Consider the following 14959-nt stretch of genomic DNA (forward strand, 5'->3'; position numbering starts at 1 on the left):
ATCCAAGCCAATGATTATTATTGGTTAATCCAGCGGACGCTGGACGAACAAAGCCGGCGCGCGATGTATTCGATCGTCTCGACGCCAAAATACCGAACGATGGCAGACAAGGCCGAGAAACCTGCATGATCCTTGCGTTTTCCAGCTGGGCGGAAAACGACCTTGAGCAGATCGCCGATTATATCGCTCAAGATGATCCCGGCGCGCGCTGTCGTTTGTCCGAGAGTTGCGGAGCAAGTGCGAGGGTCTCCTTGATGCTTCTAATAGCTTCGCCTTCGTCCCCGACTTCGAGCGTCACGGTGTACGTCGGCGCATTCGTGGCAAGTACCTGATCTTCTACCGCGTTGAACCCGAGAAGGTGGTCATCATCCATATCCTGCATGGTGACACGGACTCTGGCGCCATCCTGTTCGACGGATAATTCGATTCATGGAGCGTCTGCGCCGTTCAACCGATCTTGGCGGCGATCAAACGCTACCATCGCAGGAATATTCGCGTTGGTGATCCAAAACCATCCGCACTGCTCGGGCGCGGACTTCCGGTGAGAATACGTTTTTTGTTTTGCTCGTACCGGCTCCACTTTCTCAAAAGTTTGGAGCCTCCAGCAAACCCGGCGAGGTTCAGAAATCCGACTGCAGCTTTTCATTAGACATCTATCGTACAGCCATTACAAGCGATGGCTGGTAGGTTATCAAATGAGATCTGAACCGCTAGACGGGTAGGTGGGCTTGGGAAACGAGCTCGCCCTTTAGACGGGCAGTCTCAAGGCCCAACTTAATGAACCAATGGGCATGGCGGGCGAGTGCCATATTATCGCTCCAGAGATTGCGCCAGATCGCCGTCTTCAGCGATAGATCTTTGTCGACGATCGTCGTGGAGAATGATTCGAAGGTGACGTAGTCGTCCCAGCCAATCGCCACCAGTGCATCGAAGATCGCCGCGAAATCGATAGTGCCCGTGCCAAGGTAGCCACGGTGGCTTTCGCCGATATGGATGTAGCCGATCTTGTCAGCCGCGTGACGGATGGCAAGGCCGACATCAGCCTCCTCGATGTTCATGTGGAACGTGTCGAGGTGGAGCAGTACATTTGATGCGCCCGTATCGCGGATATAGGCCATGCCCTGTGCAGCGGTGTTGAGCATATTGCTTTCGAAGCGGTTGACGATCTCCAGATTGAGTGTGACGCCGGAGGCCCTAGCGCGGTCCGCCACCTTGGAAAGCGCCGTGACACTGGTGTCCCAGCTCTTGCGTGTCAGCGCGTGTTCCTGCTTGCCATGGGCGGAGCTCAGTATGCCGGCGAGCTTCGTGCCGCCGAGATCGCGAACCAGCGCCACTGCCCTGTCGAGAATATCGGTGCCGTTGGCGACGACGGTTGCGTCGTCGCTGGAAATGTCGCCTTCAGGCGGAAGGCCCATGCTGATCGCCACGTCGAGGCCGAGTTCCCGGATGCGGCCGGCCAGCCATTTCACATCGACCTGCTTGGGATCGAGATAGGAAAATTCGATGAGCTTGTAGCCGAGGCTGTGCGTGTTCTCGAGGGCCTTTTCGAGCTCGTCACGCGAAGAGCCTGCGCTCCAGACGAAGGAATGAACACCGATTTTCGACATGATCCCGGCAGCTTTCTGAAAGGAAGGAATGAAACGTGATCGGCCGGACACGCCGCTCTCGCGAGACGCGCCCGGCCGTCGGGGAGGAAGGCTTAGCGGGCTGCGGTCCAGCCCTTGTAATCCTTGACGTTGTCAGCCGTGATGAGCTGCGGATCCAGAAGCACAACGGGCTCGGCCGGCTTCTTGCCGTTCAGAACTTCGACGCCGAGCTTCAGCGCCTCACCGGCCATGACATAGGGATCCTGCGAGGCGGATGCCTTGATCATCGAATTGCCGCTGGCAAGCGCCTTCTCGATATCCGGCGCGCCATCAACCGCGGTGAAGAAGAACTCGCTGCGGTTCAGCTGCTTGGCGGCAAGTTCGGCGCCGATCGCGGTCGGGTCGTTGATCGCGAAGACGGCATCGATCTTGTCAAAGCGGGTGAGCAGGCCCTGCATCACGGCAAGGCCGCCATCGCGCGAGCCCTGGCCGTTCTGGTCGTCGGAGAGGATCTTGATATCGGCATGCTTGCCTAGCGCTTCCTTGCAACCCTGCACGCGCTCAAGGATCGACGAGGATGCCGGGCCGTTGATGATGACGACGTCGCCCTTGTTGCCAAGTTTCTCGGCGATGTAGTTGCAGGCCTCTTCGCCGGCCTTGACGTTGTTGGTCATGACGGTGACGTCGGCGCCAGGAGCGGAAACGTCGAACGCCGCGACGACGACGCCGGCGGCCTGGGCCTTCTTGACGGCGGGCGCGATCGCCTTCGCGTCGACGGCGTTCAGCATGATGATGTCAACGCCGGCGGCGATGAAGCTGTCGATCTGCGAAACCTGCTTGTTGAGGTCATAGTCGGCCGAAACCGAGGTGACTTCGACATTCGGGTTGATTTCCTTGGCGCGGTCCTCGATGCCCTTGATCGTGGCGACGAAGAAGGGGTTGCCGAGCAGGCCGACCGAGATACCGATCTTGTTGAGGTCCTTGGCGGCGGCGGGCATGGTGAGTGCGGCGACCATGGCGGTGCCGATGAGCAGCTTGGACATAAGACGCATGTTTTCCTCCATTGGTGGCGCTTCTCACGCCGTTGTCTCCGGTTGTAACCGGTTCTTTCAGCCGCACCTCACGTCCGGCTAAGCCCTTTGAGCCTGTAGCGATCGAGGCCGACGGCGACGATGATGACCAAGCCCTTGATGATGTATTGCCAGATGTCCGAGACCCCCACGAGAATGAGGCCGTTGGAGAGCACGGCGATGATGAGCGCCCCGATCAACGTGCCCCAGATCGAGCCGACGCCGCCGACGAAACTGGTGCCCCCGAGAATGACGGCCGCGATGGCATCGAGTTCATAGGCCTGGCCGAGCTGCAGGCCGTTGGCCGCATAGAGGCGGGCAGCCGACATCGCACCGCCAAGGCCCGAAAGCAGGCCGGACATCGAATAGACGAAAAGCAGCACCAGGGGCACCTGTATGCCAGTCAGACGCGCGGCTTCGGAGTTGCCGCCAACGGCATAGATCCAGGTGCCCAGCACGGTTCGCTTCAGGATGAACCAGGAGACGATGATCGTGGCGATGGCGATGATGGCGAGCCAGGGAACGCCGAACAGCGAGCCGTTGCCGATGAAGTCGAACGGCAGGTCCGGGTTGAACACGGTCGTGTCGCTGCCGAGGAGGCGTGCCACGCCGCGGATGGCGGTGAGCGAGCCGAGCGTCACGATGAAGGGCGGCAGATTGAGCCAGGCGATGATGGCGCCGTTGAGGAAACCGCAGGCAAGGCCGGCGGCGATCGCCGCGGGAACGCCGAGCATGCCGAGGTCAGGCACGAGCGAGACGATGACGGCGATCATGGCAGACGCCGCGAGGATTGACCCGACGGAGAGGTCGATGCCGCCGGTCAGGATGACGAAGGTCATGCCGGCGGCCAGCACCGTGTTGATCGATGCCTGCTGCATGACGATCGACAGGTTGTTGACGGAGAGGAACCGGCCGCTCAGCACATGAAAGCCGACGGCCAGCAGCACGAGCACCGGCAGCATGCCAAGCGCCGTCAACGTCGAGCGGAACTTCAGCTTGTCCATCCGGGTCTGTTCGGTTTCGCCTGCAGTCATGATGTCCGTTCCCGTCTTCGTCTGTCTGGTTTCTGCTTCAGGCCGCGGTGCCGGTCGTGCCGGTGGCAAATGCCATGATCGCTTCCTGCTCGATCGGCTGGTTCACCTCGCCGGCAATGCGCCCTTCCCGCATGACGAGCACACGGTCGGCGATGCCCAGGATTTCCGGCAGATCGCTGGAGATGACGACGATGGCGATGGCGTTCTGGGCGAGTTCGTCGATGATGCGGTAGATCTCGGATTTCGCGCCGACGTCCACGCCGCGCGTCGGTTCGTCGAGGATGATGGCCTTCGGCCTGGTTTCCAGCAGGCGGGCAAGCAGCGCCTTCTGCTGGTTGCCGCCAGACAGCGCGCCGACATTGACCTGCGTGCCGGCGGTGCGGATGGAAAGTGCCTTCACCGCCTGCGCTGCGCGCTCCCTGGCCCGCGCAAAATCCAGAACGCCGCCGACCTTCGCATCCGCCGCGATGACGCCGATATTGATGTTGTCGCTGATCGACATGTCGAGAAACAGGCCGAGCGCCTTGCGGTCCTCTGTGAGATAGGCGATGCCCGCGTCCAGCGCGTCGCGCGGCGATGTGACCGAAATCGACTTGCCGTTCAGCACCACGTCGCCTGTGGTCCGAGGATCGGCACCGTAGACCAACCGCGCCAGTTCGGTGCGCCCGGAGCCGACAAGGCCGGCAATGCCAAGTACTTCGCCCGCGCGCACCTCGAAGGAGCAGTCGTGCACCTTGACGCCGTCGCCGATGTTCCTGACGGCGAGCACCGCCGCGCGCTCGCCCGTGACCTGACGGTGCTCCTTCTTGTAGAAGGAGGATAGATCGCGCCCGACCATCATCGAGACCAGCTTGCTGGCGGAAAGATCGGCGCGGTCCAGCGTCCCGACATAGGCGCCGTCGCGCAGCACACTCACCCGGTCGGAGAGCTGGTAGATTTCCTCCATGCGGTGGCTAATATAGATGATGGCAATGCCGTCGGCCTTGAGTCGGGCGATGACATCGAACAGCTTTTCCGTTTCCCGGCTGGTGAGCGAGGTGGTCGGCTCATCCATGACGATGATGCGGGCATTGGTCGTCAGAGCTCGTGCGATCTCCACCATCTGCCGCTCGCCAAGCGACAGCTCCGCGACACGGCGGGAGGCATCGAAATCGATACCGAGCTGCTTGAGGATGGGATCGGCGCGACGGCGCATCTCCGCACGGTCGGCCAGACCGAAGCGCGACGGCTCGTTGCCGAGGAACATGTTCTGCGCGACGGTCAGGTTCGGCGCGAGTGAAAGCTCCTGGTAGATGACGGCAATGCCATAGGCCTTTGCTTTCAACGGATCGCCGAGCGTCGCCGGCAGGCCCTCAATCAGCACTGAGCCGCCGGGATCGGCCGTGTAGGCGCCCGACAGGATCTTCATCAGCGTCGATTTGCCCGCACCGTTCTCACCCATCAGCGCGTGAACCTCGCCGGCTCGAACCGTCAGACTCACCTGCGACAGCGCCTTCGAGGCTCCGAAGGTCTTGCTGATGTCGCGCATCTCCAGAAGCGGGCGCTGTTCGTTGACCGTCGCCGTCATGCGCGCGTCTCCTCTCGCGAAACGGCCTCAGCCGATGCCATGGCATCCACATGGTGCCGCCATTGCAGCCGGTATTCGTCGAGGCCGGGAATGGACGCCGGTTCGGCCACGGCGCAATCGTTGACGAAGGGATTGTCACCGATTGCATCGAAGACGAGCGCCGCCGCGCCGAAGGCGCTGCCTTCCGGGTTGGCGCTCGTGTGCACCGTCTGCCCCGGCCGAAGAGCGGCAAGCACGGACGCGTAAAGCCCCGTCTTCACCAGGCCGCCATCGATGACGATGGCATTTTCAGACCCGATGAGATCAAGCGACAGGTCGGTCATCAGTGCCACATAAAGAATGGCGACGGCTGCGCGTTCCTCGCCCGCGATCACCGGGCCGACGAAGCGGCCCTCGTGTCCCGGCATCGGCCCGCCCGGCGCGAAGGACGGTAACGCGAACGCCTTTACGGCTATGACCCTGGCAACGGCTTCGGCCGACACTGGTTTCGTCCAGCCCCCGCTGGCGACATCGTACTCCCGGCCGCCCATGAAGCGGATGGTCGCGACCGGCTGGTGATTGACCGTGACATTGGCCAGCATGTCCCTGTCGGCATCAAGCCTTTCCAGAGGACTTGCGGGATTGAAGATGATCACCCAGGTACCGGTCGAGACCAGAGTGAAATCCGTAAAGCCGAGCGAGCGGTAGAAGTAGAGCGCCGCGTTGCTGTCATGCACGCCATTATGGACCGCGATCTCCACGCTGCGCCCGTCGTCGAGCGTCACCTTATGGGTGCCGACGACGTCACCGGCTTTTGCGAATTCCGGCATCCGGTTACGCCAGCCCATGCGGTCGACAAGACTGCTGAAATCATCCCGCAGCGGCGCCCACAGGTTGGAATGGCAACCGAGATAGGAGACCTCCGAGACGGGACGGCCGGCGAATTTCCAGGTCCAGAATTGCGGATAGGCAAGAATGGCTTCCGCCCCCCCAATCAGGTCCCCATCGCGTTCGTTCAGCCAGAGCAGGTGTCGCCCATAGTTGAAGCCCAAGGGGAGCGGCGGCGAGAACGTCTCCTGGAAGTCCGGCGCCATCGCATCGATGCCGGCGGCGATCTCTGCCGGCGGCTCCTGTTCATAGTCCAGGATGGGGTGGACGAGCGACCCGCCGGCAACGAGCGCGAAGGTGCAGCCGTGACCGGAAAACGTGATGCGGTCGACACCGTGCGCTGCGACGGCCCGGGCCAGTTCGGCCGTCATCCAACCGAACAGCGCCGCGTCATCCAGCACGCGCAGATCCCCTTCGTCACGCCAGACCGGGCGTGTTCGCGCCTCGTCGATGACCCGTCCCTCCGACGAGACGACGAACAGCTTGGAATTGGTCTTGCCGAGATCGAAGACGGCGATGGGAGACCCGCTCAATTCACCCCTCCCGTCTTTGCGATCTGGATCGTGACGCCCGCATCTTCCAGCATCTTGGCTGCCGTGTCCGTCAGGCCGTCATCCGTGATGATCGTGCCGATGCGCGACAGAGGAAGAGCCACGTTTCGCGGCTGGATCGAGAATTTCCGGCTGTCGGCGAGAAGCACGATCTCGTCCGCGCAGGCCGCCAGTTCACCGATCACCTTGACGAGCAGCGGATGAGATTCAAGCAGCCCCTTGCTGCTGATGCCCTGCGTGCCGACGAAGAAACGCGATGCGAAAAAGCTTGGGGAGCCCCCCGACGGATCATGGATGATACCGGGCTCGCGGTACAGCTCGCCGCCGGCAACGGAAAGCTGGCAGGTACCATGCTCGCCCAGGTAAGCGGCGAGGGGCATCGAATTGGTCCAGACGCGCAGATTGCGCCGCGCAAGCAGCGTGCCCAGCTGATAGCAGGTCGATCCGGCATGGATGATGAGAGAATCGCCGTCGCGCACCAAGTTAGCTGCGGCTGCGGCGATGGCGCGCTTCGCCTCGACCGCGATATCACGGTTCTCGTCATAGGGCCTGGCCGAGAGCCGGCCGCTATCGCCCGCTTCGCTGGCGGAAATACCGCCATAAACCTTTCGGGCCCGGCCCAATTCGTGGAGCTTGTCAATATCGCGACGGATGGTGGCGGGAGAGGCGCCGAGGCGCTCCTGAAGATCGCGCACGGAAGCAAAAGGCGTCTCGCGCAAGAGGTCGACGATGGCCTTGTGACGTTCAGTATCGTTCACGAATACTCCTCCCGACGTCTCCCTCGCCGATGAACAAAGATAATCACAACAAGACGGATCTATCAAGATATGTGACGAATTTTCTTCACGATTGACGATATGCAATCATATCAATACGATTGACAAAATAGTTTGCTCACCGCGCTGCACATCACCGCGATGAGCGGCGGGCTTTTCTAGAGGAGGAGGCCAGCATGGCTTCGGGCATTCGGGCGGAAGACATTCCGGCCTTCGACGCATTTCTCAGGCTTTCGCGAGACATCGGCCGTGACGTTCTGAAGACGCAAGGTGCCGGCGGCAACACCTCATTCAAGCGCGACGGTATGATGTGGGTAAAGGCGTCCGGTACCTGGCTTGCCCATGCAGGCGAGCGCGACATCATGGTGCCGGTAACGGTGGCTCCGCTGGTCGCGGCACTCCGGGCCGGCGAAGCAAGCGCCGAAAAGGCAACAGACTTTATTGTCTCGACGCTGAATGCCTCCGGCCTTCGTCCCTCCATCGAGACCAGTTTTCACGCCGCCCTGCCACAGGCCGTTGTTGCGCACTATCATTGCGTCAACGCAATTGCGCTTTCGGTGCTCGAAAACCGGGAGGCCGTCATTGCGGAACATATGGCGGAACTCCCCGACCTGACCTGGGCGACAGTCCCGTACCGTCGCCCCGGCACGCCACTTGCCTACGAGATTGACCGCATTGCCGATAAACGACCGGACGTGCTGATCCTCTACAACCACGGCATCATCGTAACCGGCGAAACGGTGGAGGAGGTGCGCGAGCGCATCGCCCGCGTCACTGTCGCCCTGACCGTTGGAGAACGCGAGACTTTGCAGACCCATCCGACTGCGTTGGGTGCCCTGGCCGCGGGTTCGGATTTTCACGTCGCCGAGGATCTTGGCAGCCACAAGACAGCACTCAGCCAGGCCAACGTGGCGGTGGCGACGCGCGGCTCCCTCTATCCGGATCACGTCATCTTCCTTGGTACCGAGATCGGGGTGCTTTCCGATGGAGAGACGGTAAATGCCTATAAGGAGGCACGTCATATAAGGGGTCTTCCGGTTCCGAAAATGCTAGTTGCGCCCGGCCATGGCGTCCTCCTGGCCAATGAACTTACCGCGGGCGGGCGCGTGATGGCGCGCTGCCTCGCGGAAGTTGTCTCCCGTATTCCAGAGGGCGCATCGGTGGCCTACCTCAGCCCGGATCAGGAACACGAACTGACCCACTGGGAGGCAGAACAATATCGTCAGGCGCTAGACCGCAAGGCAAGCAAGCAGGCATGAGCACCGAAAGAAAGCCCGCCATCGCACTTGGCATAGACCTCGGCACCTCTGGCGTGCGAGCCGCCCTGCTTTCCCGCGACGGCAATCTGGTCGACATCGCCTCCTATCCTTTCTCGGGCGCCGCAGCCGCACGGTCGCCGGCAAGCTGGTGGAGCGGCACAAAGTCATGCCTTGCGGAACTTGCCGCCCGCAACACCTTTGCGTCGCTGGAAGGCGTTGCCGTTGACGGTACGTCCGGGACGGTCGTCGCAATCGATCCCCGGGGAAAGCCGATCGGCGACGCAATGATGTACAACGAACCGTGCCCCGACCACACCATCGTCGAGCGCATCGACATGGAGGCGCCTGCGGATAGCCCAGCGCGGGGGGCGACGTCGGCGCTCGCGCGTGCGGTCTACCTGTCTCGGCAGCCTGGCGTCCACGCAATCGTACACCAAGCCGACTGGATCCTGATGAGCCTTGGTCTCGCGAGCGCGACAAGCGACGAGAACAATGCGCTCAAGACGGGCTACGATCTTGCTGCTGAGTGTTGGCCCGACTGGTTGGAAGCCTGCGGAATGGACATTGCCTTCTTGCCTGTCGTCAAACGAGCCGGCTCCCCTCTTTCGATGACAACAGAAATGGGGCGCGCGCTCGGCCTGCCACCGAATTGCCGCTATTTCGCGGGCACGACCGATGGCTGCGCGTCTTTCCTGGCGACCGGCGCGTCAACAGTCGGCGATGGCGTCACCGCACTGGGATCGACTCTGGTCTTAAAGCTTGCATGCGCGCGGCCCATAAACGCAGCCGGTTTTGGTATCTACTCGCACCGCATTCTCGACTTCTGGCTTGCCGGCGGCGCGTCGAACTCGGGTGGCACAGTCATCCGGAAGTTCTTTGATGACGACCAACTGAAATCCATGACACCGAAACTGCGACCGGATGTTTCGACCGGTTTCTCATACTACCCGCTGGCGACACAGGGCGAGCGTTTTCCTGTCAGCGACCCCAGCTATCCGCCTCGCCTGGCCCCTCGCCCGGCCGATGATGTCACGTTTTTCCAGGCCATTCTCGAGGGAATAACCAGCATCGAGAAATCGGGCTATGATCGGCTGGCTGAATTGGGTGGCCCCAAACTGTTGTCCGTGCGCACGGTCGGCGGGGGGGCAACCAATCCGGCCTGGACGCGAATGCGGCAAAGCACGCTCGCGGTTCCCTTTTGTAAGGCGCGTTCGGCCGAAGCCTCCGTCGGCACTGCTTCCCTTGTTCTTGCCGGAAAGGATCGCTGGCTTTGAAGGCTGCACAGCACACCACTCTTTCCGCCCTGGCGACGCGCTATGACACTTTCTTCATCGACCAGTTCGGCGTGTTGCGTGACGACGAAGGTGCCTATCCCGGCGCCAATGCAGCATTGCGTCATCTGAAGGCACTCGGAAAATCCGTCATCATCCTTTCAAATTCCGGCCGCAGTGGCGAATACAACGCCCAGCGCTTGGTCAAACTCGGCTTTGACAGAGCGGGATTCGACCATTTCCTAACCTCCGGCGACGTCGCCTATAGCATTCTCGCCGACGAGACCGCCCAGAAAGCCTGCGCCACGCGGTGCCTAACCATTTCAAGCGGGAATGATCGCAATCTTGCCGAGAGGCTCGGTTTTGAAAGCACAGAGGACGCTAAGGACGCCGATATCGTCATCATCTCGGGGAGTGAAGCCGAGCGGATTCCGCTTTCGGCTTATCGTGATCGACTGAGACCTGCCGCGGAACGCGGGGTACTTTGCTATTGTACGAATCCCGATCGACATAAACTAGTAGCCGGCGGCGGGACAGCGCCAGGAGCCGGCAGCATCGCACATGCATATGAGGCACTGGGTGGTCCTGTTCGTTGGTTCGGCAAGCCCCACCCCGCAATATACCAACACGCCCAGTCCCTTATCTCGAGTACCTCCGCAGATCGGATTCTCTGCATCGGGGATAGCATTGAACACGACATCGTAGGCGCAGGCAGCGCGGACCTCGCCTCCTGCCTTGTTCGCACTGGAATACTTGCCGGCATGTCTGAAAGCGAACTCGCTTTGATCTGTGATACACAAGGAGCCTGTCCAGATTTTCTGATGCCAGGCCTCACCGTCTGAAGAATTGTCATCCACGTTTTATCGGAGTAGGTGACCTTGCTCTTAAAGGGACGCGAACCGAGGACCCTGCTAATTGCGAACAAGCTCCGTCGCGTCGGGTTGCCGAGAAGCCTGTGACAACTCTGTACTGGATCCCTCGGATTGGGAAAGACGGCTGAGTAGCTGCTCAAAGCGATCGTCGGTGGCGACGGGCTGATGCTGGGGCAGGGCTTGAACCGCGCGGCGCACCGTTGCATCGAATGCAAGTCTTGCGACTTGGTTGGAAATTTCGCTCGTCATGAATGAATCTGCCCCTCCGGAAACCAGATAACGCACGGGCGCAGGTTTCGTTCGAAACCGAAGCGGCGTATTTCGCGCTCGTCTGAAAGACGAAACCGTCCCTATCTCTGAACTTCGACTTGAAACGGCTTCTGCAAAACGGATCCGGAGACTGACAAACATTTCGCACGTGCGACATTCAAGGCTGACAGTCAGGTCTTCGGTTTGGCCTTGCAGTCGGGCGGACATCTGAAGATCTATTTCGAAGTCGGAGCTAGAGACGCGATGGTCAGTGGGTGACTTTCTGAAAGACGCCGGCGACCACCCCCAAGGTCGGGCACTCCGCAACGCCTTCGCCGACGACAGCATCGTCGAAGATTGCGACGCGCAACCAGCAGCTGGACCAGGCAATGCGCCGGCCGTATACCGTTGGACCCGATAACACAGCCCGCCGCCGCTTTGGTGGCACAGCAGGTGGCGAGGAAGTCCGTCTGAGATAGGGCGATGCGCGACGGTCGTCCCGCTTTGCCCCTCGCATCCAAGCTCCCCGGAGCGAAATGCCGATCTAAAGCTAATTTGCGTCCCGCTTTTCAAAGACGATGGTGACCTTCATTCCCAAGCCAGGCGTTGAATCCACTTGAACATCCGCCTTTGCGTTTTGCTTGATCGATTGTACGATCATCGCGCTGAGCTTGCCGCGCCGCGGCCAGTCGGACGGATTGCTGAGACCGATGCCATCGTCGGCAACCGAGATCCTGCAGCCCGCTTCATTCACGACACAGCGCAGAACAATCTCGCCGCGGTCACGCCCCTTGAATGCATGCTTGAGGGCGTTCGTCATCAGTTCGTTGACTACCAAACCCACCGGCATGGCGATATTGACGGAGACGGGCCATGTGTCGACTTTCATGTCGAGGCGAATGCCCTGAACGGCATGTGCGGCCATCACCGCCGAGGCAATCTGGCTAACATATGTCCCAAGGTCGACAGTCTCCTCCGCGTTGGTATCGGAGAGAGAACGATAGAGGATCGTCAGCGCGTCTACCCGGCCTGCAAGTCGGTTGAAACGCTCACCCTCATCCGGATATTGTGCGTTTCTGGCTTCCATCCGGATCAGCGCCGTGATCATCTGGAGATTGTTTTTGACCCTGTGCTGCAACTCCTTGAGTAGGACATCCTTTTCCGCCAGCGTGGTGGCCAGGTCAGTCCCGGTCTGGCCACTACTCGTGGCGGCGATTGCGACAAGCCGAAAGAGTGGGATGCCAGCGTCATCGACGATCGTATTTGACCAGGCGTCCACATCCGACGGCCGCTCCGCATCACAAGGTGTCGCAAACGTCCCGAGGTACTCCTCCCCAGCCACAATGGCAGTCGCGAGATCCTGGTCTCCACTCACCGAGCGCGCCAGCGGAAGCGATGACCATGGCTTGCCCTGCAGCTCCTCCGCCGAAGTCCCGATCAAACGCTCGAACTCGATATTGACGTATACAAGCACCTCGTTTGGCGCGAGTTCTGCAACAGCAACTCCGAACGGGACGTGGTCGAGGAATTGTCGGAAGCGGTCATCATCCAAAGCCTCCCCAAGATGAGGAAGATCAGCTACCGTTTCGGGTCTTATCGGCGATTCTTCAGCTTCTGTCATTTGCAACTCACACCCATATACGTCCGGTGCTTATCATGCCGGATGGCGGGGAGCTAAAGGAGTCCTAATTTTGGACCGCCGTGCCATGAAAGTGGTTCTTTGAACGGATTTGGCTTGTATCGCTCGACGAACTGCGCAGATGATGCAGATATCTGGTCAGCTTGCCCACTGATCATAGTCAGTGCAAGGCCGAGACCCAATCCGATCTGGATGCGCGCAAGCGGCGCTGTCAGCTTCCAGATGATCCACTCGTCCGTGAAGGTCTACTCCGCCTCTCCTGAAAGTGCGGATGGCACAATCTTACTTAGGACGAAAGCGCCGAACCCCTCCTCTTGCGCCAAGAGTTCGGCATAAGCCACAGCCGGTTCGCCGCCTGATCTCGCGTCAGCCCCCACGTAACTGATATGCTGCCAGCATCCGAGACCCCGAAGCGCATCGTATTCATGCCCAGTTTGTGGAAGGCCATGCCGAGATTGAGAACCGCGTTGGCGTCAAAAACGACCTCCGGGCCCGGATTTGGACCGGCTGTGGAGCCTCAAAGGGTTGCAGTTGATCGTGCCGGAAAAATCCTTACTGACAATCGCGTCGAAGGAGGACTTGACGATGGCTGCGAGGCGTTCTGCGCTATGTTCATCCATGCCCGACCGCTTAGCCTACTGCTGGTTCCCTCCGGTGTGATTTAGGCAGGACCTCACAGTTCGACCTCGCAAACCGAGAAAGTTCACGAACGGTACCGCTTATCCGGAATCTGGCGGCTCGAATGACAGTGTATCCTGTCAGGCACGGTCGTAGGTAAAGGAGGTCAGCAGCGTCGTTACAAAGTTGCTGGCCCGTTCCTTGACGAGCATCTCCGTCCACTCGCTCGTGCCGCGAAGCCTCAAGTCGGTCTGGATGCTATCGACGGCCGCTTCCTCGATGCGCTTGATGTGGGCGCTGAAGGCCGCCTCGCCAGCACCATGGTACATGTCCCTTATAACCATACGCAGGATTTCTTGGATGGCTATCTGCCAGGCGGTGTTGATTGCTTGCAACTCTTTCGTGTCCGGTGCCATCAGAGGCTCCTCAGAAAGGAGTAAGTTCCGGCGCGACTCTCTATCACGCCCCAATATTTCCACGGCTTCACTCACTCGAAGGCGCGCGCCTCGACGTTAAGCCTGCCGAGCCTTTCGGGCAGCATAACGTCTGTCCCGTTCAGCCTTGCGGGCGGCCTCGTCTTCAACCACCCGGGATATCCGGGCGTTTTCGGCAGACTGTCGGGCGGCGATCTCGGCGGCGGCGGCGGCCTCGATGGCTGCCTGCTCTTGCACCGCAAGAGTTTCGCGTCGAGTGCGCTCCTCATTCTTGACTCGTTCCCGTTCTGCATGGCGTGCGTCGCGGGCTTCAACAAGCGCGATGCGCTCCGCTTGTCTGGCGGCTTGTGACCGCTCTGCCGCGGTCTTTGCTGCACGGTAGGCCGTGAGAAGATAAGCCTTGGCGTCCGAAGCAGCGGAGCGTCGGTCGGTAAGTTCGTTGTTTCTGGCGTGTCTCAAATTTTTATCCTGATGTTGATATTGGAATGATCAACTGGCCTTCGATCGTTTGGCAAGCAGCACCGATGTTGCAGACATCCTGTCGGCTTGCTCCTTGGCGAGCCGCGCTTCGCGCAGCCTGATAGTTTTAGCATCGCGCGCCTGAGCCACGGATTGGAGCTCTTCCGCCGCACTGTTCTTGGCGAAGAACTCCGTCTGGAGGTTGCCGAAGGCAGCCTCGGCCTGCTGGCGAGATTTACTATATCTCTCTGTCATTGAGCTTCCTCGCTTTGGCCATGAGGCCAAAAAGTAAAAAGCCAGGCGTGATGCCTGGCCTCAAACTGATAGTTGCTTCCGGCAGTGCCAGTACATCCGTGGTCAAAGGGAAGCGGATATCGATTAAGCGGACTGCAGATTGCAGGCCGACATCTTGCCCGACTTCATGTCGCGCTCGAGATCGAAGCCAATCTTCTGGCCTTCGACGAGTTCGCGCATTCCGGCGCGCTCGACGGCCGAGATGTGAACGAAAGCGTCAGCGCCACCGTTGTCAGGCTGAATGAAACCGAAGCCCTTGGTGGAATTGAACCATTTTACTGTGCCAGTGGTCATGATGAACCCTTTCAAAGCATAGAGTGAGGAACTGCGAAACATGTGCTGCGCAGATGAAAACCGACTATTTTTGAGAGGGAAGTTCGCTTAAAGCGCGGTGCCAATCGCGCGGTAGACAA

15 protein-coding genes and 1 pseudogene are annotated in these 14959 nt (G+C 60.3%); 4 read left to right on the forward strand and 12 right to left on the reverse strand.

From position 1 onward, the window contains the following. Positions 1–17: 17 nt before the first annotated feature. Complete coding sequence (locus ACOZKU_RS06985) at positions 18–191, reverse strand: hypothetical protein (RefSeq protein WP_421578382.1); 174 nt, start codon at positions 189–191, stop codon at positions 18–20. Between ACOZKU_RS06985 and ACOZKU_RS06990 the strand changes: the two are divergent. After that, a pseudogene (locus tag ACOZKU_RS06990) lies at positions 126–421 on the forward strand (type II toxin-antitoxin system RelE/ParE family toxin). The gene ACOZKU_RS06985 and the pseudogene ACOZKU_RS06990 overlap by 66 nt on opposite strands. A gap of 289 nt (positions 422–710) precedes the next feature. On the opposite strand, the gene ACOZKU_RS06995 reads toward ACOZKU_RS06990, so the two are convergent. The 6 genes from ACOZKU_RS06995 to ACOZKU_RS07020 form a co-directional block, all read right to left on the reverse strand. Next, complete coding sequence (locus tag ACOZKU_RS06995) at positions 711–1607, reverse strand: sugar phosphate isomerase/epimerase family protein (protein WP_421578245.1); 897 nt, start codon at positions 1605–1607, stop codon at positions 711–713. Positions 1608–1699: 92 nt separating this feature from the next. Next, entirely contained in the window at positions 1700–2638 is a 939-nt protein-coding gene (locus ACOZKU_RS07000) for an ABC transporter substrate-binding protein (protein ID WP_421578246.1), read from the reverse strand. Between the two features lie 68 nt (positions 2639–2706). Continuing rightward, positions 2707–3690 carry an ABC transporter permease subunit gene (locus ACOZKU_RS07005; RefSeq protein WP_421578247.1) on the reverse strand — a complete coding sequence of 328 codons (984 nt, stop codon included), beginning with the start codon at positions 3688–3690 and terminating at the stop codon, positions 2707–2709. A gap of 37 nt (positions 3691–3727) precedes the next feature. Beyond that, positions 3728–5257 (reverse strand): sugar ABC transporter ATP-binding protein, encoded by a 1530-nt coding sequence (locus ACOZKU_RS07010; protein WP_421578248.1) that lies wholly within the window; start codon positions 5255–5257, stop codon positions 3728–3730. Next, a complete protein-coding gene (locus tag ACOZKU_RS07015; protein ID WP_421578249.1) occupies positions 5254–6657 on the reverse strand; it encodes an FGGY-family carbohydrate kinase in 1404 nt (467 codons plus the stop codon). Before ACOZKU_RS07015 ends, ACOZKU_RS07010 begins: the two co-directional genes overlap by 4 nt. Next, positions 6654–7433, reverse strand: a complete 780-nt coding sequence (locus ACOZKU_RS07020) for a DeoR/GlpR family DNA-binding transcription regulator (RefSeq protein ID WP_421578369.1) — start codon at positions 7431–7433, stop codon at positions 6654–6656. The genes ACOZKU_RS07015 and ACOZKU_RS07020 overlap by 4 nt, the downstream gene beginning before the upstream one ends. Before the next feature lie 194 nt (positions 7434–7627). On the opposite strand from ACOZKU_RS07020, the gene ACOZKU_RS07025 reads away from it, so the two are divergent. From ACOZKU_RS07025 to ACOZKU_RS07035, 3 genes are read left to right on the forward strand one after another with little or no spacing between them, the layout of a single operon-like run. Further along, entirely contained in the window at positions 7628–8710 is a 1083-nt protein-coding gene (locus ACOZKU_RS07025) for a class II aldolase/adducin family protein (protein ID WP_421578250.1), read from the forward strand. Next, positions 8707–9984 carry an FGGY-family carbohydrate kinase gene (locus ACOZKU_RS07030; RefSeq protein WP_421578251.1) on the forward strand — a complete coding sequence of 426 codons (1278 nt, stop codon included), beginning with the start codon at positions 8707–8709 and terminating at the stop codon, positions 9982–9984. Before ACOZKU_RS07025 ends, ACOZKU_RS07030 begins: the two co-directional genes overlap by 4 nt. After that, positions 9981–10823: a TIGR01459 family HAD-type hydrolase gene (locus ACOZKU_RS07035; protein WP_421578252.1), complete on the forward strand. Its 843-nt coding sequence runs from the start codon at positions 9981–9983 to the stop codon at positions 10821–10823. The genes ACOZKU_RS07030 and ACOZKU_RS07035 overlap by 4 nt, the downstream gene beginning before the upstream one ends. Before the next feature lie 829 nt (positions 10824–11652). Here ACOZKU_RS07035 and ACOZKU_RS07040 read toward each other — a convergent pair. The 5 genes from ACOZKU_RS07040 to ACOZKU_RS07060 all read right to left on the reverse strand — a co-directional run bounded on the left by ACOZKU_RS07040 (position 11653) and on the right by ACOZKU_RS07060 (position 14840). Then, entirely contained in the window at positions 11653–12723 is a 1071-nt protein-coding gene (locus ACOZKU_RS07040) for a sensor histidine kinase (protein WP_421578253.1), read from the reverse strand. A 776-nt stretch (positions 12724–13499) separates the two neighbouring features. Beyond that, on the reverse strand, positions 13500–13775 hold the full coding sequence (locus ACOZKU_RS07045) for a hypothetical protein (protein WP_421578254.1): 276 nt from the start codon (positions 13773–13775) through the stop codon (positions 13500–13502). Positions 13776–13871: 96 nt separating this feature from the next. Next, complete coding sequence (locus tag ACOZKU_RS07050; RefSeq protein WP_421578255.1) at positions 13872–14252, reverse strand: DUF6481 family protein; 381 nt, start codon at positions 14250–14252, stop codon at positions 13872–13874. A gap of 30 nt (positions 14253–14282) precedes the next feature. Next, entirely contained in the window at positions 14283–14507 is a 225-nt protein-coding gene (locus tag ACOZKU_RS07055; protein ID WP_421578256.1) for a hypothetical protein, read from the reverse strand. Between the two features lie 123 nt (positions 14508–14630). Beyond that, positions 14631–14840, reverse strand: a complete 210-nt coding sequence (locus ACOZKU_RS07060; RefSeq protein ID WP_112547310.1) for a cold-shock protein — start codon at positions 14838–14840, stop codon at positions 14631–14633. Between the last annotated feature and the right edge of the window lie 119 nt (positions 14841–14959).

This window comes from Shinella sp. M31 (genome assembly GCF_049199205.1).
Lineage (GTDB): Bacteria > Pseudomonadota > Alphaproteobacteria > Rhizobiales > Rhizobiaceae > Shinella.

Bases quoted from the DNA above. Each gene is read 5' to 3' on its own strand.
- ACOZKU_RS06995 (WP_421578245.1), bottom strand. From the start codon at position 1,607: ATGTCGAAAATCGGTGTTCATTCCTTCGTCTGGAGCGCAGGCTCTTCG.
- ACOZKU_RS07000 (WP_421578246.1), bottom strand. From the start codon at position 2,638: ATGCGTCTTATGTCCAAGCTGCTCATCGGCACCGCCATGGTCGCCGCA.
- ACOZKU_RS07005 (WP_421578247.1), bottom strand. From the start codon at position 3,690: ATGACTGCAGGCGAAACCGAACAGACCCGGATGGACAAGCTGAAGTTC.
- ACOZKU_RS07010 (WP_421578248.1), bottom strand. From the start codon at position 5,257: ATGACGGCGACGGTCAACGAACAGCGCCCGCTTCTGGAGATGCGCGAC.
- ACOZKU_RS07025 (WP_421578250.1), top strand. From the start codon at position 7,628: ATGGCTTCGGGCATTCGGGCGGAAGACATTCCGGCCTTCGACGCATTT.
- ACOZKU_RS07030 (WP_421578251.1), top strand. From the start codon at position 8,707: ATGAGCACCGAAAGAAAGCCCGCCATCGCACTTGGCATAGACCTCGGC.
- ACOZKU_RS07040 (WP_421578253.1), bottom strand. From the start codon at position 12,723: ATGACAGAAGCTGAAGAATCGCCGATAAGACCCGAAACGGTAGCTGAT.
- ACOZKU_RS07045 (WP_421578254.1), bottom strand. From the start codon at position 13,775: ATGGCACCGGACACGAAAGAGTTGCAAGCAATCAACACCGCCTGGCAG.
- ACOZKU_RS07055 (WP_421578256.1), bottom strand. From the start codon at position 14,507: ATGACAGAGAGATATAGTAAATCTCGCCAGCAGGCCGAGGCTGCCTTC.
- ACOZKU_RS07060 (WP_112547310.1), bottom strand. From the start codon at position 14,840: ATGACCACTGGCACAGTAAAATGGTTCAATTCCACCAAGGGCTTCGGT.